The organism is Pseudomonas sp. JQ36 (assembly GCF_053851495.1).
In genome coordinates this window covers 3,007,770-3,028,879 of record NZ_CM132642.1, presented here as the reverse complement: position 1 = coordinate 3,028,879, position 21,110 = coordinate 3,007,770, and the positions used below count along the sequence as shown (strand labels likewise).

Annotated in this window: 17 protein-coding genes; 13 read left to right on the top strand and 4 right to left on the bottom strand. The window is 57.5% G+C overall.

Going from position 1 to position 21,110, the window contains the following annotated elements; all coding sequences use genetic code 11:
- Positions 1 to 62: 62 nt before the first annotated feature.
- The 4 genes from ACS4NR_RS13510 to ACS4NR_RS13495 form a co-directional block, all read right to left on the bottom strand.
- Positions 63 to 803, bottom strand: coding sequence for a YciK family oxidoreductase (locus tag ACS4NR_RS13510; protein ID WP_003226924.1), 741 nt, complete (start codon positions 801 to 803; stop codon positions 63 to 65).
- Between the two features lie 177 nt (positions 804 to 980).
- The gene (mupP, locus tag ACS4NR_RS13505; RefSeq protein WP_003226921.1) at positions 981 to 1,652 is read right to left on the bottom strand and encodes an N-acetylmuramic acid 6-phosphate phosphatase MupP; all 672 of its coding nucleotides are present in this window, start codon (positions 1,650 to 1,652) and stop codon (positions 981 to 983) included.
- A gap of 4 nt (positions 1,653 to 1,656) precedes the next feature.
- Positions 1,657 to 2,355: a bifunctional 2-polyprenyl-6-hydroxyphenol methylase/3-demethylubiquinol 3-O-methyltransferase UbiG gene (gene ubiG / locus ACS4NR_RS13500; RefSeq protein WP_047598712.1), complete on the bottom strand. Its 699-nt coding sequence runs from the start codon at positions 2,353 to 2,355 to the stop codon at positions 1,657 to 1,659.
- A 57-nt stretch (positions 2,356 to 2,412) separates the two neighbouring features.
- Positions 2,413 to 3,747, bottom strand: coding sequence for a TRZ/ATZ family hydrolase (locus ACS4NR_RS13495; RefSeq protein WP_456020349.1), 1,335 nt, complete (start codon positions 3,745 to 3,747; stop codon positions 2,413 to 2,415).
- 108 nt (positions 3,748 to 3,855) lie between these two features.
- Between ACS4NR_RS13495 and mtnA the strand changes: the two genes are divergently transcribed.
- The 13 genes from mtnA to tviB all read left to right on the top strand — a co-directional run bounded on the left by mtnA (position 3,856) and on the right by tviB (position 21,081).
- Positions 3,856 to 4,932 (top strand): S-methyl-5-thioribose-1-phosphate isomerase, encoded by a 1,077-nt coding sequence (gene mtnA / locus ACS4NR_RS13490; RefSeq protein WP_096794920.1) that lies wholly within the window; start codon positions 3,856 to 3,858, stop codon positions 4,930 to 4,932.
- A 425-nt stretch (positions 4,933 to 5,357) separates the two neighbouring features.
- On the top strand, positions 5,358 to 8,012 hold the full coding sequence (gene gyrA / locus ACS4NR_RS13485; RefSeq protein ID WP_027612418.1) for a DNA gyrase subunit A: 2,655 nt from the start codon (positions 5,358 to 5,360) through the stop codon (positions 8,010 to 8,012).
- A gap of 232 nt (positions 8,013 to 8,244) precedes the next feature.
- On the top strand, positions 8,245 to 9,330 hold the full coding sequence (gene serC, locus ACS4NR_RS13480; RefSeq protein WP_095137262.1) for a 3-phosphoserine/phosphohydroxythreonine transaminase: 1,086 nt from the start codon (positions 8,245 to 8,247) through the stop codon (positions 9,328 to 9,330).
- Positions 9,330 to 10,424, top strand: coding sequence for a prephenate dehydratase (pheA, locus tag ACS4NR_RS13475; RefSeq protein WP_003226907.1), 1,095 nt, complete (start codon positions 9,330 to 9,332; stop codon positions 10,422 to 10,424). Before serC ends, pheA begins: the two co-directional genes overlap by 1 nt.
- Positions 10,425 to 10,437: 13 nt before the next feature.
- Entirely contained in the window at positions 10,438 to 11,550 is a 1,113-nt protein-coding gene (gene hisC / locus ACS4NR_RS13470) for a histidinol-phosphate transaminase (protein ID WP_456020348.1), read from the top strand.
- 28 nt (positions 11,551 to 11,578) lie between these two features.
- The gene (locus ACS4NR_RS13465) at positions 11,579 to 13,786 is read left to right on the top strand and encodes a bifunctional prephenate dehydrogenase/3-phosphoshikimate 1-carboxyvinyltransferase (protein WP_243753574.1); all 2,208 of its coding nucleotides are present in this window, start codon (positions 11,579 to 11,581) and stop codon (positions 13,784 to 13,786) included.
- Positions 13,783 to 14,472 carry a (d)CMP kinase gene (cmk, locus tag ACS4NR_RS13460; protein WP_007963625.1) on the top strand — a complete coding sequence of 230 codons (690 nt, stop codon included), beginning with the start codon at positions 13,783 to 13,785 and terminating at the stop codon, positions 14,470 to 14,472. The genes ACS4NR_RS13465 and cmk overlap by 4 nt, the downstream gene beginning before the upstream one ends.
- A gap of 119 nt (positions 14,473 to 14,591) precedes the next feature.
- A complete protein-coding gene (gene rpsA / locus ACS4NR_RS13455) occupies positions 14,592 to 16,277 on the top strand; it encodes a 30S ribosomal protein S1 (protein ID WP_027612422.1) in 1,686 nt (561 codons plus the stop codon).
- A 202-nt stretch (positions 16,278 to 16,479) separates the two neighbouring features.
- Positions 16,480 to 16,758: a hypothetical protein gene (locus ACS4NR_RS13450; protein WP_135296310.1), complete on the top strand. Its 279-nt coding sequence runs from the start codon at positions 16,480 to 16,482 to the stop codon at positions 16,756 to 16,758.
- A 152-nt stretch (positions 16,759 to 16,910) separates the two neighbouring features.
- Positions 16,911 to 17,222, top strand: a complete 312-nt coding sequence (ihfB, locus tag ACS4NR_RS13445) for an integration host factor subunit beta (protein WP_456020347.1) — start codon at positions 16,911 to 16,913, stop codon at positions 17,220 to 17,222.
- A 12-nt stretch (positions 17,223 to 17,234) separates the two neighbouring features.
- Positions 17,235 to 17,489, top strand: coding sequence for a lipopolysaccharide assembly protein LapA domain-containing protein (locus ACS4NR_RS13440; protein WP_456020346.1), 255 nt, complete (start codon positions 17,235 to 17,237; stop codon positions 17,487 to 17,489).
- 129 nt (positions 17,490 to 17,618) lie between these two features.
- Entirely contained in the window at positions 17,619 to 18,719 is a 1,101-nt protein-coding gene (locus ACS4NR_RS13435; RefSeq protein WP_456020345.1) for an LPS O-antigen chain length determinant protein WzzB, read from the top strand.
- Between the two features lie 1,084 nt (positions 18,720 to 19,803).
- Positions 19,804 to 21,081: a Vi polysaccharide biosynthesis UDP-N-acetylglucosamine C-6 dehydrogenase TviB gene (gene tviB / locus ACS4NR_RS13430; protein ID WP_456020344.1), complete on the top strand. Its 1,278-nt coding sequence runs from the start codon at positions 19,804 to 19,806 to the stop codon at positions 21,079 to 21,081.
- The last annotated feature ends 29 nt before the right edge of the window (positions 21,082 to 21,110 follow it).

The window sequence follows — 21,110 nt, the reverse complement described above, 5'->3', positions numbered from 1 at the left end:
GGAAGCGGCAATTGTGTGCCGCGACGGTAATCCGCCACGGCAACAAAAGCGACGTATGGCAGTTATTGCGCGTTGAATGCCTGACCATTGATGCCGGTGCTGTCCGGCCCCATCAGGTACAGGTACACCGGCATGATCTCTTCCGGAGTCGGATTGTTCAGCGGGTTTTCCCCCGGATAGGCCTGTGCTCGCATGCTGGTACGCGTGCCGCCCGGGTTGATGCTGTTGGAGCGCACGGGTGCTACGCCATCGACTTCATCGGCCAGGGTTTGCATCAGGCCTTCGGTGGCGAACTTCGATACGCCATAGGCGCCCCAGTAGGCCCGGCCCTTGCGTCCGACGCTGCTGGAAGTGAACACCACCGAGGCATCCTGCGACAGCTTGAGCAGCGGCAGCAAAGTGCTGGTCAGCATGAACATGGCATTGACGTTGACTTGCATGACACGCATGAAGTTTTCGCCCGACAGCTGTTCGATCGGCGTGCGCGGGCCGATGATCGAGGCGTTGTGCAGCAGACCGTCGAGGTGGCCGAACTCGGTTTCGATCATCGCCGCCAGCTCATCGTATTGATGGGGCAGGGCGGTCTCGAGGTTGAACGGGATCACTGCCGGTTGTGGATGCCCCGCCGCTTCGATCTCGTCGTAGACCTGCGTCAGATTGGCTTCGGTCTTGCCCAGCAGCAACACGGTGGCGCCATGGGCGGCGTAGGTTTTTGCGGCAGCTGCACCGATGCCACGGCCGGCACCGGTGACCAGAATGACCCGATCCTTGAGCAATTCGGGACGGGCGGTGTAATCAAACATAAAAACCTCTCCATAAGGCGAATGCTGAACGCTGTGGCGAGGGAGCTTGCTCCCGCTCGGCTGCAGAGCAGTCGTAGTGCCAGCCAGTGCGGTGTGCCTGAGAAAATGCGGACTCAGGTAAAAAAGGGGCCGCTGAGCGACCCAGCGGGAGCAAGCTCCCTCGCCACAGGGGGTAGGTCAGCAGCTGCACAGCGCGCTGTCGAGCACCTTGCGCAATTCCAGCGGATGATCCACCACCACATCCGCGCCCCAGTGCCGCGGGTTATCGTCCGGGTGGATGTAGCCGTAGGTCACGGCGCAGGTCTTGGTGCCGGCATCACGGCCCGACTCGATATCGCGCAGATCATCGCCCACAAACAAAACCGTCGACGGATCCAGATCAAGCATCTTGCACGCGAGGATCAGCGGCTCCGGGTCCGGCTTGCTGTTTTTCACGTGATCCGGGCAGATCAGCAGCGCCGAACGCTCGGCCAGCCCCAGTTGCTGCATGATCGGCTCGGCAAACCGTACCGGCTTGTTGGTGACCACGCCCCAGATCAGGTTGGCCCGCTCGATGTCGGCCAGCAGCTCGCCCATGCCGTCGAACAGCTTGCTGTGTACCGCGCACCCGGCCAGATAGCGCTCGAGAAATTCCTGACGCAGCTCCTCGAAGCCCGGCGATTCCGGGTCCATCGAGAACGTCACCGCGACCATGGCTTTCGCGCCGCCGGAGATTTCGTCGCGGATGTGCTTGTCGTTCATCGGCGGCAAGCCGCGATCCGCGCGCATCGCCTGACAGATGGCGATGAAGTCCGGCGCGGTGTCGAGCAGGGTACCGTCCATGTCGAAAAGGACTGCTCTGATGGCCATCGGCTTACTCCTCGCGCAGGGTCTGGATCATGTAGTTGACGTCAACGTCGTTGGCCAGCTTGTAGTGCTTGGTCAGCGGGTTGTAGGTCAGGCCGATGATGTCCTTGACGGTCAGGCCGGCGATGCGGCTCCAGGCGCCCAGCTCGGACGGGCGGATGAATTTCTTGAAGTCGTGGGTGCCACGCGGCAGCAGCTTCATGATGTATTCGGCGCCGATGATGGCGAACAGGTACGCCTTCGGGTTGCGGTTGATGGTCGAGAAGAACACCTGGCCGCCGGGCTTGACCATGCGGTAGCAGGCACGGATCACCGACGACGGGTCCGGTACGTGCTCCAGCATTTCCAGGCAGGTCACGACGTCGAACTGCTCGGGCATTTCTTCAGCCAGGGCTTCGGCGGTGATCTGCCGGTATTCGACGCTGACCCCGGATTCCAGCTGATGCAGTTGCGCGACCGCCAGTGGCGCTTCGCCCATGTCGATGCCCATGACAGTGGCGCCGCGCTGGGCCATGGCTTCGCTGAGGATGCCGCCGCCGCAGCCGACGTCGAGGACTTTCTTGCCGGCCAGATTGACCCGCTCGTCAATCCAGTTGACGCGCAGCGGGTTGATGTCGTGCAGCGGTTTGAATTCGCTTTCACGGTCCCACCAGCGATGGGCCAGGGCTTCGAATTTGGCGATTTCGGCGTGGTCGACGTTGCTCATATCTATTCCTCGAAAAACTTGAAAAGGGCTGTAGCCGCGGAGTCTGCTCCGCAGTGTTTACGATTCGGTGTGGCCGCTGATGCGCTGGCCCCAGGCCCGGGCGGTGGCGCCCAGCTGTTGTTCGTCCAGACGGGTAAGGCGCCGGTCGTCGAGTAACTGTTTACCGGCGACCCACAGGTGTTTCACGCAGTCGCGGCCGGTGGCATAAATAAGCTGCGACACGGGGTCATAGACCGGTTGCTGGGCCAGGCCGGACAGGTCGAACGCGACGATGTCCGCAGCCTTGCCAATCTCCAGCGAGCCGACCTGCGCCTCGATGCCCAAGGCTCGGGCGCCGTTGAGCGTGGCCATGCGTAGCGCACGATGGGCGTCCAGCGCGGTGGCCGAGCCAGCGACGGCTTTGGCCAGCAGCGCGGCAGTGCGGGTTTCGCCGAGCAGGTCGAGGTCGTTGTTGCTGGCGGCGCCATCGGTGCCGACGGCGACGTTCACGCCAGCCTGCCATAGACGCTCCACCGGGCAGAAACCGCTGGCCAGCTTCAGGTTCGATTCCGGGCAGTGGATCACGCTGGTGTTGCTTTCTACCAGCAATGCCAGATCGTCATCGCTGATCTGGGTCATGTGCACCGCCTGGAAGCGCGGGCCGAGCAGGCCGAGGCGACCGAGGCGGGCCAGTGGCCGCTCGCCGCGATGCTCCAGTGATTGCTGGACTTCGAAGGCGGTCTCGTGGACATGCATGTGAATCGACGCGTCCAGCTCTTCGGCGATCACGCGGATTTTTTCCAGGTTCTCGTCGCCCACGGTGTAGGGTGCATGAGGGCCGAAGGTGATCTTGATCCGTTCGTGATGCTTCAGATCGCCGAACAGCTCGACGCCCTGACGAATCGCCTCATCGGCACTGGCGGCGCCAGGAATCGGGAAATCGAGGATCGGAATCGCGATCTGTGCGCGAATGCCGCTGTTGTGCACGCGCTCGCTGGCGACTTTGGGGAAAAAGTACATGTCCGAGAAACAGCTGATGCCGCCCTTGATCTGCTCGGCAATCGCCAGATCAGTGCCATCACGAACGAACTCTTCATCGACCCATTTGGCTTCGGCCGGCCAGATGTGGTTTTCCAGCCAGGTCATCAGCGGCAGATCGTCGGCCAGGCCACGGAACAGGGTCATCGCCGCGTGCCCGTGAGCGTTGATCAGGCCCGGGGCGAGCAATACGTCCGGCAATTCGCGGACTTCAGTGGCGTTACACTTCAATGCTTCGGCGCGCGGGCCGATAAACACGATGCGACCGTCGCGAATGCCCAGGCCATGCTCCTTGAGCGCAACGCCTGCGGGTTCGACGGGTACCAGCCAGGTCGGCAGCAATAATAAGTCGAGCGCAATGGCAGGTTTCGGCATCGAGGGTCGGTTCCAGTGCTTTTGTAAAGGATGGCGAAGTATACCCGAGCGTCTTCGCGGGGGGATCGCTATAATCGGCGGCTTTTGTTCATGAGTGCGGGGTGAGGGATGCGCGATCGACTGTTGGCTGCGGAGAAAGTAAAGGCCATCGATTGGCGAGATGGCGCGCTCCACCTGCTGGATCAGCGTATTTTGCCGTTCGAGGAAACCTGGATTGCCTACACCAGCGCTGCCGGTGTAGCTGAGGCGATTCGTTCGATGGTAGTGCGTGGCGCACCGGCGATCGGCATCAGCGCGGCCTATGGCATTGTGCTGGCGGCCCGCGCCCGCGTGGCCGAAGGCGGCGACTGGTACGCGGCGCTGGAAGAGGATTTCGCTCTGCTGGCCGACTCGCGGCCGACGGCGGTCAACCTGTTCTGGGCGCTGAATCGCATGCACGATCGGCTCGATCGCCTGAAGGACAATGCCGATCCGCTGGTGGCGCTGGAAGCCGAAGCCATTGCCATTCATGAAAGCGACCGCGAAGCCAACCTGACCATGGCCCAGCTCGGCGTCGATCTGATCCGCAAGCATCAGGGCAATGCTCAGGCAATCCTGACCCACTGCAACACTGGCGCGCTGGCCACTGGTGGCTTCGGTACGGCGCTGGGGGTGATTCGTGCGGCGTATCTGGAAGGCATGGTCGAGCGGGTTTACGCCGATGAAACCCGGCCGTGGCTGCAGGGCTCACGCCTGACGGCCTGGGAGCTGGCGAACGAAGGCATCCCTGTGACGCTCAATGCCGACTCGGCGGCTGCGCACATCATGAAGACCAAAGGCGTGACCTGGGTGATCGTCGGCGCTGACCGGATCACCGCCAATGGCGACGTGGCGAACAAGATCGGCACCTATCAACTGGCGGTCAATGCCATGCACCATGGCGTGCGTTTCATGGTGGTGGCGCCGAGTTCGACCATCGACATGCATCTGGCCAGCGGCGACGACATTCCGATCGAGGAGCGTGACGGCGCCGAGCTGCTGGAAGTCGGTGGCAAGCGCGTGGGCGCGGACGTCGAGGCGTTCAATCCGGTGTTCGACGTGACGCCGGCGGATCTGATCGATGCGATCGTTACCGAGAAGGGCATCGTCGAGCGGCCGGATACGGCGAAAATGGCCCAGTTGATGTGCCGCAAGCGCCTGCATTGATTGGCTTGATGTCTGCGTTGTCCTCTTCGCGAGCAAGCTCGCTCCCACAGGGTTTGTGCATGCCACAGAACATTGTGGGAGCGAGCTTGCTCGCGAAGGGGCCCTAAAAGTCAATAAACATCCACAAATCAGCCTCAAAATCTGCATTCAAAGAAGCTCTGAGCCTCTCTCGTCCCCTTTACGCCTGTCATCGGTCAACTAACTATGCTCCATGCGCATCTGGGGGATAGGTGCGTGGCGGCTCTTGTGATAACATCCGGCGTTTTCCGAGGCAGCTTCACGGAGCTGTCTTTACTGCGCAAATCCACGGTTCGATTTGTTGATTTGTCGTAAGTCGGCGCATGGCACTCAGCCTGCCCCGACGAGCTTCGTTCATCCCATATGGACATGACGAAGTTTCACCAGAAAAAGGAATCAGGCTTCTCATGGGCGAACTGGCCAAAGAAATCCTCCCGGTCAATATCGAAGACGAGCTGAAACAGTCCTACCTCGACTACGCGATGAGCGTAATCGTCGGCCGTGCACTGCCGGATGCGCGCGATGGCCTCAAGCCCGTGCACCGTCGCGTACTGTTCGCGATGAGCGAGCTGGGCAACGACTTCAACAAGCCGTACAAGAAATCTGCCCGTGTTGTCGGTGACGTGATCGGTAAGTATCACCCGCACGGTGATACCGCGGTGTACGACACCATCGTCCGCATGGCTCAGCCTTTCTCCCTGCGCTACCTGCTGGTTGACGGTCAGGGCAACTTCGGTTCGGTGGACGGCGACAACGCCGCGGCCATGCGATACACCGAAGTGCGCATGACCAAGCTGGCGCACGAGCTGCTGGCTGACCTGCATAAAGAAACCGTGGACTGGGTGCCGAACTACGACGGCACCGAAATGATCCCGGCGGTGATGCCGACGCGCATCCCCAACCTGCTGGTCAACGGTTCCAGCGGTATCGCCGTGGGCATGGCGACCAACATTCCGCCGCACAACCTCGGTGAAGTCATCGACGGTTGCCTGGCCCTCATCGACAATCCCGAGCTGACCGTCGATGAGCTGATGCAATACATCCCCGGTCCGGACTTCCCGACGGCCGCGATCATCAACGGTCGTGCCGGCATCATCGAAGCCTACCGCACCGGTCGCGGCCGCATTTACATGCGTGCCCGTTCGATCATCGAAGACATCGACAAGGTCGGTGGCCGTCAGCAGATCGTCATTACCGAACTCCCTTATCAGCTGAACAAGGCGCGTCTGATCGAGAAGATCGCCGAGCTGGTAAAAGAGAAGAAACTCGAAGGCATCACCGAGCTGCGCGACGAGTCCGACAAGGACGGTATGCGCGTCGTGATCGAACTGCGTCGCGGCGAAGTGCCTGAGGTGATCCTCAACAACCTCTACGCCCAGACCCAGCTGCAATCGGTATTCGGCATCAACATCGTTGCGCTGATCGACGGCCGTCCGCGGATTCTGAACCTCAAGGATCTGCTGGAAGCCTTCGTCCGTCACCGTCGCGAAGTGGTTACCCGCCGTACCGTGTTCGAACTGCGCAAGGCCCGCGAGCGTGGTCACATTCTCGAAGGTCAGGCCGTTGCCCTGTCGAACATCGACCCGGTGATCGCTCTGATCAAGGCGTCGCCGACTCCGTCGGAAGCCAAGGAAGCACTGGTCAGCACCCCTTGGGAATCCAGCGCCGTAGTCGCGATGGTTGAACGTGCCGGCGCCGATTCGTGCCGTCCGGAAAATCTCGATCCGCAATACGGTCTGCGCGAAGGCAAGTACTTCCTGTCGCCAGAACAGGCGCAAGCCATTCTGGAACTGCGTCTGCACCGTCTGACCGGTCTGGAGCACGAGAAGCTGCTGGCCGAGTATCAAGAGATCCTCAACCAGATCGGCGAGCTGATCCGCATCCTCAACAGCGCCGTGCGCCTGATGGAAGTGATCCGCGAAGAGCTGGAAGTGATCCGCGCCGAATACGGCGACGTGCGTCGCACCGAGATTCTCGATGCGCGTCTCGACCTGACCCTGGGCGACATGATCCCGGAAGAAGAGCGCGTCGTGACCATCTCCCACGGTGGCTACGCCAAGACTCAGCCGCTGGCTGCGTACCAGGCACAGCGTCGTGGCGGCAAAGGTAAATCGGCGACCGGCGTCAAGGATGAGGACTATATCGCTCACCTGCTGGTGGCCAACAGTCACACCACGCTGCTGCTGTTCTCCAGCAAGGGCAAGGTGTACTGGCTGAAGACTTACGAAATTCCGGAAGCGTCCCGCGCCGCCCGTGGTCGTCCGCTGGTCAACCTGCTGCCGCTGGATGACGGTGAATACATCACCACGATGCTGCCGGTCGAGGAATACACCGAAGGTCACTACATCTTCATGGCGACCGCCAACGGCACCGTGAAGAAGACCCCGCTGGAATCTTTCAGCCGTCAGCGCAGCGTCGGTCTGATCGCGCTGGAGCTGGACGAAGGCGACGTGCTGATTTCCGCGGCCATCACCGATGGCGAGCGCGAAGTGATGCTGTTCTCCGACGGCGGCAAGGTCACGCGCTTCAAAGAGTCCGACGTGCGTGCCATGGGCCGTACCGCCCGCGGTGTGCGCGGCATGCGTCTGCCGGAAGGGCAGAAGCTGATTTCGATGCTGATCCCGGAAGAAGGCAGCCAGATCCTCACCGCTTCCGAGCGTGGTTATGGCAAGCGCACCGCGATCACCGAGTTCCCTGAGTACAAGCGTGGCGGCCAGGGCGTGATCGCCATGGTCAGCAACGAGCGTAACGGCCGTCTGGTCGGTGCGGTTCAGGTGCTCGACGGCGAAGAAATCATGCTGATCTCCGATCAGGGCACCTTGGTACGTACCCGTGTCGACGAAGTGTCGAGCCTGGGCCGTAACACCCAGGGCGTGACCCTGATCAAACTGGCCAAGGACGAAACCCTGGTCGGTCTGGAGCGGGTTCAGGAGCCATCGGAAGTCGAAGGCGACGAGCTTGAAGGTGAAGAGGGTGCCGGGTTCGAAGGGGATGTCGTGATCGACGACGTTGCCGAGGACCAGCAACTCGACGCCGCAGCTGACGAAGAGCCGCAGGAATAAGCGGACAAGCGAGGGGGCGGATGAAAATTCGCCCCCTTGTTATTTGTCCGGTATGAAATTTCGACACCCATGAAGATCCATTGTGGGAGCGGGCTTGCTCGCGAAGAGGGACTGACATTCAATGACGATGTCGCCAGTCCAACCGCTTTCGCGAGCAATCCCGCTCCCACATTCGATTTGTGTCGGCTGATGATGTAATGCGTGATACCACCAAATCAGAGCGAGATTGGATGTGAGCAAGCGAGCCTATAACTTCTGTGCCGGTCCTGCGGCGCTTCCTGAAGCTGTCCTGCAGCGTGCCCAGGGTGAACTCCTTGATTGGCACGGCAAGGGTCTGTCGGTCATGGAAATGAGCCATCGCAGTGATGAGTTCGTGTCCATCGCCACCCAGGCCGAGCAGGACCTGCGTGACCTGCTGAATATCCCGTCGAACTACAAAGTGCTGTTCCTGCAGGGTGGCGCCAGCCAGCAGTTCGCGCAGATCCCGCTGAACCTGATGCCTGAAGGCGGCAGCGCCGACTACATCGACACCGGTATCTGGTCGCAGAAAGCTATCGAAGAAGCTTCGCGCTACGGTCACGTCAATGTTGCTGCCACCGCCAAGCCTTACGACTATTTCGCCATTCCTGGCCAGAACGAGTGGAACCTGTCGAAAGACGCCGCTTACGTTCACTACGCGCCGAACGAAACCATCGGCGGTCTGGAATTCCAGTGGATCCCGGAAACCGGTGATGTGCCGCTGGTGGCCGACATGTCTTCGGACATCCTCTCGCGTCCGGTCGACATCTCGCGTTTCGGCATGATCTACGCCGGCGCACAGAAGAACATCGGCCCGAGCGGCATCGTCGTCAACATCATTCGCGAAGACTTGCTGGGCAAGGCTCGTGCACTGTGCCCGACCATGCTCGACTACAAGGTCGCGGCCGACAACGGCTCGATGTACAACACCCCGCCAACCCTGGCCTGGTACCTCTCCGGTCTGGTGTTCCAGTGGCTGAAAGAGCAGGGCGGCGTCGAAGCGATCGCCAAACTGAATGACGTCAAGCAGCGCACGCTGTATGACTTCATCGACGCCAGCGGCCTCTACAGCAACCCGATCAACAAGTCGGACCGCTCGTGGATGAACGTGCCGTTCCGTCTGGCTGACGATCGTCTGGACAAACCGTTCCTCGCCGGTGCCGACGAACGCGGCCTGCTCAACCTCAAGGGCCACCGCTCCGTGGGCGGGATGCGCGCCTCCATCTACAACGCCGTCGACATCAACGCCGTCAACGCGCTGGTGGCGTACATGGCTGAATTCGAGAAGGAACACGGCTGATGTCCGAGCAAGAACTCAAGGCACTGCGCGTTCGCATCGACGCTCTGGACAGCAAGGTCCTGGAGCTGATCAGCGAGCGTGCCCGCTGCGCCCAGGAAGTTGCGCGAGTAAAGATGGCCTCGCTGGCCGAAGGCGAAGTGCCGGTGTTCTATCGTCCCGAGCGTGAAGCTCAGGTGCTCAAGCGCGTGATGGAGCGCAATCAGGGGCCGTTGGGCAACGAAGAGATGGCGCGGTTGTTCCGCGAAATCATGTCCTCGTGCCTGGCGCTCGAGCAGCCGCTGAAAGTGGCTTACCTCGGCCCTGAGGGCACCTTCACCCAGGCGGCGGCCATGAAGCACTTCGGCCACGCGGTGATCAGCAAACCGATGGCAGCGATCGACGAAGTGTTCCGTGAAGTGGCAGCGGGTGCGGTGAACTTTGGCGTGGTGCCGGTGGAGAACTCCACCGAAGGCGCGGTCAACCACACCCTCGATAGCTTTCTCGAACACGACATGGTGATCTGCGGCGAAGTCGAGCTGCGCATCCACCATCACCTGTTGGTCGGTGAAAACACCAAGACCGACAGCATCAGTCGCATCTACTCCCACGCCCAATCGCTGGCCCAGTGCCGCAAGTGGCTGGACGCGCATTACCCGAATGTCGAGCGCGTGGCAGTGTCGAGCAATGCCGAAGCGGCGAAGCGGGTCAAGGGTGAGTGGAATTCGGCGGCGATTGCCGGCGACATGGCTGCGGGCTTGTATGGTCTGACGCGTCTGGCCGAGAAGATCGAGGATCGTCCGGACAACTCGACGCGCTTCCTGATGATCGGTAACCAGGAAGTGCCGCCGACCGGCGACGACAAGACCTCGATCATCGTCTCGATGAGCAACAAGCCTGGCGCGCTGCATGAGCTGCTGGTGCCGTTCCATGACAACGGGATCGACCTGACCCGGATCGAAACCCGTCCGTCGCGCAGCGGCAAATGGACCTACGTGTTCTTCATCGACTTCGTCGGCCACCACCGTGATCCGCTGATCAAAGGTGTGCTGGAAAAGATCAGTCAGGAAGCAGTAGCACTCAAAGTGCTGGGTTCCTACCCGAAAGCAGTTCTCTAAGGGGCGGTAGCAAATGAGTGGCAACTTCCTCGCTCTGGCACAGCCGGGCGTGCAACAACTTTCGCCGTACGTTCCGGGCAAGCCCGTGGACGAACTGGCGCGCGAGCTGGATCTGGATCCGGCAAAGATCGTCAAACTGGCAAGTAACGAAAACCCGCTGGGTGCCAGTCCGAAAGCGCTGGCGGCGATCCGCGAAGAGCTTGCCGAGCTGACCCGCTATCCGGACGGTAACGGCTTTGCGCTGAAATCGCTGCTGGCCGAGCAGTGCCGCGTCGAGCTGAATCAGGTGACCCTGGGCAACGGCTCCAACGACATCCTCGAGCTGGTGGCGCGCGCCTATCTGGCGCCGGGCCTGAACGCCGTGTTCAGCGAGCATGCGTTCGCCGTTTACCCGATCGCGACCCAAGCTGTCGGTGCGCAGGCCAAAGTGGTTCCGGCCAAGGATTGGGGGCATGACCTGCCTGCGATGCTCGCGGCCATCGACGCCAATACCCGCGTGGTATTCATCGCCAATCCGAACAACCCGACCGGCACCTGGTTCGGCGCCGAAGCGCTGGACGAGTTCCTGCAGGACGTGCCGGAGCACGTGCTGGTGGTGCTGGACGAGGCGTACATCGAGTACGCCGAAGGCAGTGATCTGCCGGACGGTCTGGATTTCCTCGCGGCGTACCCGAATCTGCTGGTATCGCGCACCTTTTCCAAGGCCTATGGCCTGGCAGCGCTGCGCGTGGGTTATGGCCTGTCTACTGCGGTGGTGGCGGATGTGCTCAACCGTGTACGCCAGCCGTTCAACGTCAACAGCCTGGCCCTGGCCGCGGCCTGTGCGGCGTTGAAGGACGACGAGTATCTGGCGCAGAGCCGTCAGCTCAACGAATCCGGCATGCTGCAGTTGCAGGCAGGTTTTCGTGAGTTGGGTTTGAGCTGGATCGAGTCCAAGGGCAATTTCATCTGCGTCGATCTCGGTCAGGTAGCCGCGCCGGTCTTCCAGGGGCTTTTGCGTGAAGGCGTGATCGTGCGTCCGGTGGCCAATTACGGCATGCCGAACCACCTGCGGGTGACCATCGGTCTGCCGGCGGAAAACAGCCGCTTCCTCGAAGCGCTGCGTAAGGTTCTGGCTCGTGGGTGATGTCACTGCTCTGCAATCTGCTGCACCTATGATCGGTCGCCTTGTGGTGGTCGGTCTGGGATTGATCGGTGGTTCGTTTGCCAAAGGCTTGCGTGAAAGCGGTATCTGCCGCGAAGTGGTCGGGGTCGATCTCGACCCGCAATCGCGCAAGCTGGCGGTCGAGTTGGGTGTGGTGGATCGTTGTGAGGATGACCTGATCGCTGCGTGTCAGGGCGCTGACGTGATTCAACTGGCAGTGCCGATTCTGGCCATGGAGAAGGTGCTCGCGCGTCTGGCGAGTGTTGATCTGGGCCAGGCGATTCTGACCGATGTCGGCAGCGCCAAAGGCAATGTGGTGCGTGCGGCGACCGAGGCGTTCGGCGGCATGCCGGCGCGTTTCGTCCCGGGCCATCCGATTGCCGGTTCCGAGCAGAGTGGGGTGGAAGCCTCCAATGCCGAGCTGTTCCGTCGGCACAAGGTGATCCTGACGCCGCTCGAGCAAACCGATCCGGCGGCACTGGCGGTGGTCGATCGTCTGTGGCGCGAACTGGGTGCCGACGTCGAGCACATGCAGGTCGAGCGCCACGACGAAGTGCTGGCTGCGACCAGTCATCTGCCGCACCTGCTGGCCTTTGGTCTGGTCGACTCGTTGGCCAAACGCAATGAAAACCTTGAGATCTTCCGTTACGCTGCGGGCGGTTTCCGCGATTTCACAAGAATCGCCGGAAGCGACCCGGTGATGTGGCACGACATCTTCCTCGCCAACCGCGAGGCTGTCCTGCGCACACTCGATACATTTCGCAGCGACCTCGACGCCTTGCGCGACGCGGTCGATGCAGGGGATGGGCACCAATTGTTGGGCGTCTTCACGCGCGCCCGGGTTGCCCGCGAGCATTTCAGTAAAATCCTGGCCCGCAGGGCCTATGTGGACGCTATGAATTCCAACGATCTGATTTTCCTGGCTCAACCTGGTGGCCGCCTGTCCGGTCGGATTCGCGTACCAGGTGACAAATCGATTTCCCACCGTTCGATCATGCTCGGCTCGCTGGCCGAAGGCGTGACCGAGGTTGAAGGCTTCCTCGAGGGCGAAGATGCTCTGGCGACCTTGCAGGCATTTCGCGACATGGGCGTGGTCATCGAAGGCCCGCACCACGGTCGTGTGACCATTCACGGCGTCGGCCTGCACGGCCTGAAGCCTGCGCCGGGTCCGATCTATCTGGGCAACTCCGGCACCTCGATGCGTCTGCTGTCCGGCCTGCTGGCGGCGCAGAACTTCGACAGCACCCTGACCGGCGATGCGTCGCTGTCCAAGCGTCCGATGAATCGCGTGGCCAATCCGCTGCGTGAAATGGGCGCCGTGATCGAAACCGCTGCCGAAGGTCGTCCGCCGATGACCATTCGTGGCGGGCACAAGCTCAAGGGTCTGACCTACACCATGCCGATGGCCAGTGCGCAGGTGAAGTCCTGCCTGCTGCTGGCGGGTCTGTACGCGGAAGGCAAGACCACCGTGACCGAGCCGGCCCCGACCCGTGACCATACCGAGCGCATGCTGCGCGGTTTTGGCTACCCGGTAAGCGTCGATGGCGCCACCGCATCGGTCGAGTCCGGCGGCAAGCTGACCGCTACCCACATCGAAGTGCCGGGCGACATCTCGTCGTCGGCGTTCTTCCTGGTGGCGGCGTCGATCGCCGAAGGTTCCGAGCTGGTGCTGGAGCACGTTGGCATCAACCCGACCCGTACCGGCGTCATCGACATACTGCGTCTGATGGGTGCCGATATCACTCTGGAAAATCAGCGTGAAGTCGGCGGCGAACCTGTAGCTGACTTGCGCGTTCGCGCAGCTAAACTGAAAGGTATCGAGATTCCGGAAGCGCTGGTGCCACTGGCCATCGACGAATTCCCGGTGCTGTTCGTGGCGGCGGCGTGTGCCGAAGGTCGCACCGTGTTGACCGGTGCTGAAGAACTGCGCGTCAAGGAGTCGGATCGCATTCAGGTGATGGCGGACGGCCTGCTGGCGCTGGGCGTCAAATGCCAGCCGACCGCGGACGGCATTATCATCGATGGCGGCCAGATCGGTGGCGGCGAAGTGCATGGTCACGGTGATCACCGTATCGCCATGGCTTTCAGCGTGGCTTCGCTGCGCGCCACTGCACCGATCCGCATCCATGATTGCGCCAACGTCGCGACGTCGTTCCCGAACTTCCTCGCGTTGTGCGCGCAGGTCGGCATTCGTGTGGCTCAAGAGGCTCAGTCGTGAAAAACATTGCACCGGTCATCACCATCGATGGGCCTAGCGGTTCGGGCAAGGGCACGGTCGCCGGTATTCTGGCCAAGCGTCTGGGCTGGAACCTGCTGGATTCCGGTGCGCTGTATCGCCTGCTGGCGTTTGCTGCGCACAACCATGGTGTCGACCTGACCAATGAAGAGTTGCTGAAGAAACTGGCCGCTCATCTGGATGTGCAATTCATCGCGGCGACCGAAGGTCAGCTGCAGCGCATCATCCTTGAGGGTGATGAAGTCAGCGATGTCATCCGTACTGAAAGCGTCGGTGCCGGCGCGTCCCAAGTGGCTGCGTTGCCGGCCGTGCGCGAGGCGCTGCTGCAGCGCCAGCGTGCTTTTCAGGAAGCGCCGGGCCTGGTGGCTGATGGTCGCGACATGGGCACGGTGGTTTTTCCTGATGCGCCATTGAAGATCTTCCTGACCGCCAGCGCCGAGGAACGGGCGCGCCGCCGATATTTGCAGTTGAAGGGCAAAGGCGAGGATGTTAGTCTGTCGAGTCTGCTAGATGAGATCCGTGCACGCGACGAGCGTGATACCCAGCGCGCAGTAGCCCCGCTCAAGCCGGCGGCTGATGCGATCCAGCTGGATTCAACGGAGTTGTCCATCGATCAGGTGCTTGAACGCATCATGAGCGAGATCGCCATTCGCGATATCGCCGGGTGACCAAGAAGGCCGCAGGGGACCAGTCATAGTCCTGCAGTGCTTCTTTTAAATGAAACTAACCCACACCGTCTGGGGTGTGGAGATGGGCGTATTCTTCGCCCTCATCTACAGGAATTAAAATGAGCGAAAGCTTTGCGGAACTCTTTGAAGAAAGCCTAAAGACCCTGAACCTTCAGGCAGGCTCCATCATCACCGGTGTTATCGTTGATATCGATTACCAGGCTCGCTGGGTAACCGTTCACGCTGGCCTGAAGTCTGAAGCACTCATCCCGCTGGAACAGTTCTACAACGATGCTGGTGACCTGACTATCAATGTCGGTGACGAAGTTCACGTTGCTCTGGATTCGGTTGAAGACGGTTTCGGTGAAACCAAGCTGTCCCGTGAAAAAGCCAAGCGCGCTGAATGCTGGATCGTTCTGGAAGCAGCCTTCGCAGCTGAGGAAGTGGTCAAGGGCGTTATCAACGGTAAGGTTAAAGGCGGCTTCACTGTCGACGTTAACGGCATCCGTGCGTTCCTGCCAGGTTCCCTGGTTGACGTCCGTCCAGTGCGCGACACCACGCACCTGGAAGGCAAAGAGCTGGAATTCAAGGTCATCAAGCTGGACCAGAAGCGCAACAACGTTGTCGTTTCCCGTCGCAGCGTCCTGGAAGCCGAGAACTCCGCCGAGCGTGAAGCTCTGCTGGAATCCCTGCAGGAAGGCCAGCAAGTCAAAGGTATCGTCAAAAACCTCACCGATTACGGCGCATTCGTCGATCTGGGTGGCGTGGACGGCCTGCTGCACATCACCGACATGGCGTGGAAGCGTATCAAGCATCCTTCCGAAATCGTCAACGTTGGTGACGAAATCGACGTCAAGGTTCTGAAATACGATCGCGAACGCAACCGTGTTTCCCTGGGCCTGAAGCAACTGGGCGAAGATCCATGGGTTGCTATCAAAGCCCGTTACCCAGAAGGCACTCGCGTTACCGCTCGTGTAACCAACCTGACCGACTACGGCTGCTTCGCTGAGCTGGAAGAAGGCGTTGAAGGTCTGGTACACGTTTCGGAAATGGACTGGACCAACAAGAACATCCACCCTTCGAAAGTCGTACAAGTCGGCGACGAAGTGGAAGTCATGGTTCTGGACATCGACGAAGAGCGTCGTCGTATCTCCCTGGGCATCAAGCAGTGCAAGTCGAACCCATGGGAAGACTTCTCTGGCCAGTTCAACAAGGGCGACAAGATCTCCGGCACCATCAAGTCGATCACCGATTTCGGTATCTTCATTGGTCTGGACGGCGGCATCGACGGTCTGGTTCACCTGTCCGACATCTCCTGGAACGAAGTGGGCGAAGAAGCCGTACGTCGTTTCAAGAAGGGCGACGAGCTGGACACCGTCATCCTGTCGGTTGACCCAGAGCGCGAGCGCATCTCCCTGGGCATCAAGCAACTGGAAAGCGATCCGTTCTCCGAGTACGTCTCGGTTAACGACAAGGGCGCTATCGTGACCGGTACCGTGAAAGAAGTTGACGCCAAAGGCGCCATCATCGTTCTGGCCGACGACATCGAAGCAACCCTGAAAGCCTCCGAAATCAGCCGTGACCGCGTTGAAGACGCGCGCAACGTTCTGAAAGAAGGCCAGGAAGTTGAAGCCAAGATCATCAGCGTTGATCGCAAGAGCCGCGTAATCCAGCTCTCGATCAAGTCGAAAGACGATGCTGAAGAGAAAGAAGCCATCCAGAGCCTGAAAGCAGCTCCGGAAGGCGAAGCAGCTGACACCACTATGGCGGCACTGCTGCGTCAAGCAATGGCCAAACAGAACTAAGTTCTGCTTGATCATGAAAAAGGGCGACTTCGGTCGCCCTTTTTTGTGCCTGCGATTTGTGCGGTACGGTTGGGGGTGGAGTTTGGTGAAACCAATCCCTTCAGCGGGTTGTCTGTTTCTTTAATCGGATCAATCGCCTATTCGCGACTAAGCTGGGTATTAGTCGTGCAGTAGTCGGGCGTAGCCTGGCATAAGGAAGTGGATGAACAGATTTATTGTGTTGGTTGCGGTGTTGGTATTGGCTGGCTGCACCACAAGCGCCAAAACGCATGCCGTGCGTGGCGTCAGCGGTATCGAGATCGACTGCTCTGGGCTGGGTTCGGGTTGGGAGAAATGCCAGAAGCGCGCAGCTAAGGAGTGTAAGGGGGCAGGTTATAGGGTAATCACCCGATCTGATCAGGCCAAGGATGAAGATGAATATCCGTTTGGCTTCAATCCCGCAGGCTACGTCACTCGAACCATGCTGGTCATGTGTCGATGAGTGTTTGCTGCTTCGGCTTGTGCTTTTGTGCACTGAAAAAAGGCGTTTCGGCGCCAAGGAAGATATGTCAATCCCTGGGCTGTTCAAAATCTTCCGGGCGTGCTAAAACCTTTCAAGCGCTGATCTAGCTGCTTGAAAAAGAAGGGAAAAATATGACGAAGTCGGAGTTGATCGAACGAATTGTCACCCATCAAGGGCTACTCTCATCCAAGGATGTGGAGCTGGCCATCAAGACCATGCTTGAACAAATGTCCCAGTGCCTGGCTACCGGCGACCGTATCGAGATCCGTGGTTTCGGCAGCTTTTCTCTGCACTATCGTGCGCCGCGTGTGGGTCGTAATCCAAAGACCGGCCAGTCTGTGAGCCTTGATGGAAAATTTGTTCCGCATTTCAAGCCGGGCAAGGAGCTTCGGGATCGAGTGAATGAGGAGGAAGAGGGCAGTGGAATTTATGAACACAAGTGAAGAGGGCTGATAATGCGCCGAGTTAAAAGCGTCATCTTGACTGTGCTCTTCCTGGTTATCGCCTTAATTTGCTTCGCATTTGTGCTCGAGAATCAGAATCCGATAAAGCTGACGTTATTCGGTTGGGGCGCCCCTGATCTGCCCGCTTCGCTTGTTGTCATTCTTGCTCTCTTGTTGGGCATGGCAATAGGGCCTGTTCTCGCCCTTGGCGTCGTGGTGCGCAGACGCCGCGTGTCGTCGCATCGGCATGGAGTCACAGAACATTAAGTCCTATCCAGGTTGATGGTGTGCTGAAATCTATAAAAGAGCTGTTCAGTTTAAAGGTTTTATCTACAGCGCTTTCTGTAACAATTATTATGTAAACGGATCTCTGCTATTTTTTATTTTGCTTATAGCATGCTGGTCTCACAAAAAAATAAGGGAAGCGATACGATAATGCCAAATAGCCATGATTTTGAGCCTCGAGTTGACGAAATTGATGTGCTTGAAATATTCAGGATGCTGTTTTCTCAGAAACTATTGATATTGAGTGTCACAGGCCTGTTTGTTTTGGTCGCAGTGCTTTATGCAAATCTCAGTGTCCCCGTCTTCGAAGCTAAAGTTTACGTATTGCCTCCCAAGCAAAGTCAAATAGTAAGTTTCAATATTGGACGTGATAAGAACTCCGAGTTGGTCCCCTTTTCTGGAAAAGATGTTTACGACGTTTTCCTGCGGAACTTGCAGTCAGAGTCGTTAAAGCGGGCGTTCTTCGAAGATACCTATCTGCACTCGTTGAGCGAAGCTGAAAAAAAGCAGTCGCCAGATATGTTGTACTTAACGTTTTCCTCCCGGTTGAAGATCTCTCCTCCAGGCAAAGACTTGGTTGACCGATACACAGTAGCTTTTCAAGGATACGATCCAAAGCAGGCTGCAGACTGGGCGGCGGGCTATATCAACAGGGCGGGTGTTGTTGCCACGCAAGAGGTTATTCAGAATGCTCTGCGTGAAGCGCAAGGGAAGGCTCGAAATCTAGATCAACAAATGGATATGCATCGCGAAAGAGCACGGAAGACTCGAGAAGATTCTATTGTTCAATTGCGAGAGGCTTTGAAGATATCGGAGGCAATTGGTCTTGAGAAGCCTCTAATTATTTCTGGAAATCTCTCTGCTGATTTGTCTGGGAGTATGGAAGGCCCGCTTATATACATGCGCGGTGCAAAAGCCTTAAGAGCAGAAATCGAAAATCTGGAAGCGCGTGAAGCCGATGACCCCTTTATAGAAGATTTGCGCAAACTGGAAGCCAGTTCGGATTTGCTGAAGGGGTTAAATATCCCTGAACAGGATGTAGCCGTATATCGCGAGGACGGAGAGATTCAACTGCCAGAATCGCCCATCAAACCAAAGAAAGTATTTATCTATGCGGTAGGTGCTTTGCTGGGGCTAGCTCTCGGAGTGTTACTTGCACTTTTTAGAGGTTTTGTTACCAGAGAAAAGCCTGTAGGGCAAGATAAAGGGTGAGATTTCAGGTTTTTCCTATAGGGGGGTATTTTCCTGCGGTTGATACACCTCCTAAATACAATTACTACATGGCAAACTTCTTTGTTTCGTATTTCTCGCAATTACTTCTCGTGGTTCCTCGCTATTAGTCTTCTCAGTAATCGATCCATCCATGCTGGCGTTGGAATCTGTTGAGCAATCCGCGTTCAGCGAGTCTGTGGCAGCGGGGTTGATCCAGACCAGAAAATTCATGATTCCAAATTTCAATTTCGAGTAACGGAATCTGCTCCAGTGGTCGTATAATAATTCAATTGCGTTACCGTTGGCTTGCAGGCAGGCATAATGTCCTGAAAAATGCACGTTGGCTGCATGGTTTTGATAAAAAACAGTTTAGACGGTTTTTTTTGCTTGACGGCGGGAAGGAAATCCGATGCGGGTTAGAGCGGGCGATGTGGGAAGCCAATCTCTAAATAACAAGGAACACATTAAAAAATGCCGTGGCGCTTTGGCTTTTGAGTCAGCCAAGCCGCTCTGCGGCCCTCGCTCGAATGAAATATTCTCCCGGCCGCCAAGGTCACCTGAAGGCTCTGTCATCCGAGGTGGTCATGAGGCTCACCGAAGTCGCGAAGTGCGACCTGCGTTGTTCGTCTCCGCAAGACCGCCGTTCAGGCAGTTGACTCTTGCCGGCCTGGCTTTCGCAAGTTTGTACCGAGTGGTGAACCACCTTCTCTGTCGCGGAGAAAGATTCCGGTCTGAAATCCTCACTTTTTTTATTGCTCCAGCGTGTGCTCGCGAAAGCGGCTACTTTTTTTTTGACGATTCAAGATGCGCGATAAAAATTTTAGATAAAGGGTCCGCTTTATATAAGGTGCGTCCAATTTCAACGGAAAATACTAACTGGATAACGACGCCTGGGAGATATGTAATCTGGCAAGGAGTATGCGCTTTTCAATGGAGAAATGGATAATTATGCTTCCTCTGGGTTCGAGGTCTAATCCAAGAGTTGAACAGTTATTTATTTCTAATGGATTATGGATGGCGTTGATATGAAAAAAATATTGAGCGTTGATAAAAATTATTCATTCTATTATTTAGGCTTCTGATTATGTATCAATTGAAAGATATTAAACTTGCTATTATAGGTCTGGGTTATGTTGGTCTGCCATTGGCGGTGGAGTTTGGCAAGCAGAGGTCTGTGGTCGGTTTTGATATCAACCAGTCGCGTATCGATGCGCTCAATGCGGGGCATGACGCTACCCTAGAGGTAAGTGACGCCGAACTGAAAGAAGCTTCGCTATTGACTTATAGTTCTGATATTGGCGAACTTGATACCTGTAATACATATATTGTTACTGTGCCGACTCCCATCGATAAATATAACCAGCCGGATTTGACTCCTCTTATTAAAGCTTCCGAAACTATCGGGAAAGTTTTAAAGAAGGGTGATATTGTAATTTACGAATCTACGGTATATCCCGGTGCTACTGAAGAGGATTGTGTTCCGGTATTGGAACGGGTCTCGGGACTGCGGTTCAATGTTGATTTCTATGCAGGCTATAGCCCGGAGCGTATAAATCCAGGTGACAAAGAGCACCGTGTCACCACAATCAAAAAAGTTACGTCGGGATCAAATCCGCAAGTCGCTGATCTCGTTGACGAGTTATACAATCAGATTATTACTGCTGGTACACACAAGGCCAGTAGTATAAAAGTTGCTGAAGCTGCCAAGGTGATTGAAAATACCCAGCGCGATCTAAATATTGCACTTATTAACGAGCTGGCACTTATTTTCAATAAAATGGGAATTGATACCCAGGCCGTTTTAGAGGCAGCTGGTACCAAATGGAATTTTCTTCCGTTCCGCCCAGGCTTGGTCGGAGGTCATTGTATAGGAGTAGATCCGTACTATTTGACTCATAAGGCACAGTCGATCGGATATCATCCCGAAATCATTCTCGCTGGCCGTCGCTTGAACGATAGCATGGGCGCTTATGTTGTTTCCCAATTAGTAAAGTCAATGGTAAAACGTCGTATCCATGTTGATGGCGCTCGCGTTCTGATTATGGGTTTGACCTTCAAGGAAAATTGTCCAGATCTGCGCAATACTAAAATTATCGATATTGTAAAAGAGCTGGCTGAATACAATATTATAGTAGATGTTCTGGATCCTTGGGTGAATACCGCTGAAGCTCAACATGAGTATAATATTACACCGATCAAAGAGGCCGAAGTCGGTGCATACGACGGCATTATTCTAGCCGTTGCACACAGTCAGTTTGCCGAGTTAGGTGTTGATAATATCCGCCGCCTAGGTAAGCCCGACCATGTACTGTACGACCTTAAATATATTTTGAGTGCCGAGCAATCTGATTTGCGTCTTTAGTGAATAGTCAACGCTTAGTTGGTAAATAC

What these genes read in the sequence shown, in the direction of transcription:
- mtnA (WP_096794920.1), top strand. Translation starts at nt 3,856, where the DNA reads ATGCGCGATCGACTGTTGGCTGCGGAGAAAGTAAAGGCCATCGATTGG.
- ACS4NR_RS13465 (WP_243753574.1), top strand. Translation starts at nt 11,579, where the DNA reads ATGATCGGTCGCCTTGTGGTGGTCGGTCTGGGATTGATCGGTGGTTCG.
- tviB (WP_456020344.1), top strand. Translation starts at nt 19,804, where the DNA reads ATGTATCAATTGAAAGATATTAAACTTGCTATTATAGGTCTGGGTTAT.
- ACS4NR_RS13495 (WP_456020349.1), bottom strand. Translation starts at nt 3,747, where the DNA reads ATGCCGAAACCTGCCATTGCGCTCGACTTATTATTGCTGCCGACCTGG.
- gyrA (WP_027612418.1), top strand. Translation starts at nt 5,358, where the DNA reads ATGGGCGAACTGGCCAAAGAAATCCTCCCGGTCAATATCGAAGACGAG.
- hisC (WP_456020348.1), top strand. Translation starts at nt 10,438, where the DNA reads ATGAGTGGCAACTTCCTCGCTCTGGCACAGCCGGGCGTGCAACAACTT.
- ACS4NR_RS13450 (WP_135296310.1), top strand. Translation starts at nt 16,480, where the DNA reads ATGAACAGATTTATTGTGTTGGTTGCGGTGTTGGTATTGGCTGGCTGC.
- ihfB (WP_456020347.1), top strand. Translation starts at nt 16,911, where the DNA reads ATGACGAAGTCGGAGTTGATCGAACGAATTGTCACCCATCAAGGGCTA.
- rpsA (WP_027612422.1), top strand. Translation starts at nt 14,592, where the DNA reads ATGAGCGAAAGCTTTGCGGAACTCTTTGAAGAAAGCCTAAAGACCCTG.
- ACS4NR_RS13435 (WP_456020345.1), top strand. Translation starts at nt 17,619, where the DNA reads ATGCTGGTCTCACAAAAAAATAAGGGAAGCGATACGATAATGCCAAAT.
- mupP (WP_003226921.1), bottom strand. Translation starts at nt 1,652, where the DNA reads ATGGCCATCAGAGCAGTCCTTTTCGACATGGACGGTACCCTGCTCGAC.
- ACS4NR_RS13440 (WP_456020346.1), top strand. Translation starts at nt 17,235, where the DNA reads ATGCGCCGAGTTAAAAGCGTCATCTTGACTGTGCTCTTCCTGGTTATC.
- ubiG (WP_047598712.1), bottom strand. Translation starts at nt 2,355, where the DNA reads ATGAGCAACGTCGACCACGCCGAAATCGCCAAATTCGAAGCCCTGGCC.
- pheA (WP_003226907.1), top strand. Translation starts at nt 9,330, where the DNA reads ATGTCCGAGCAAGAACTCAAGGCACTGCGCGTTCGCATCGACGCTCTG.
- ACS4NR_RS13510 (WP_003226924.1), bottom strand. Translation starts at nt 803, where the DNA reads ATGTTTGATTACACCGCCCGTCCCGAATTGCTCAAGGATCGGGTCATT.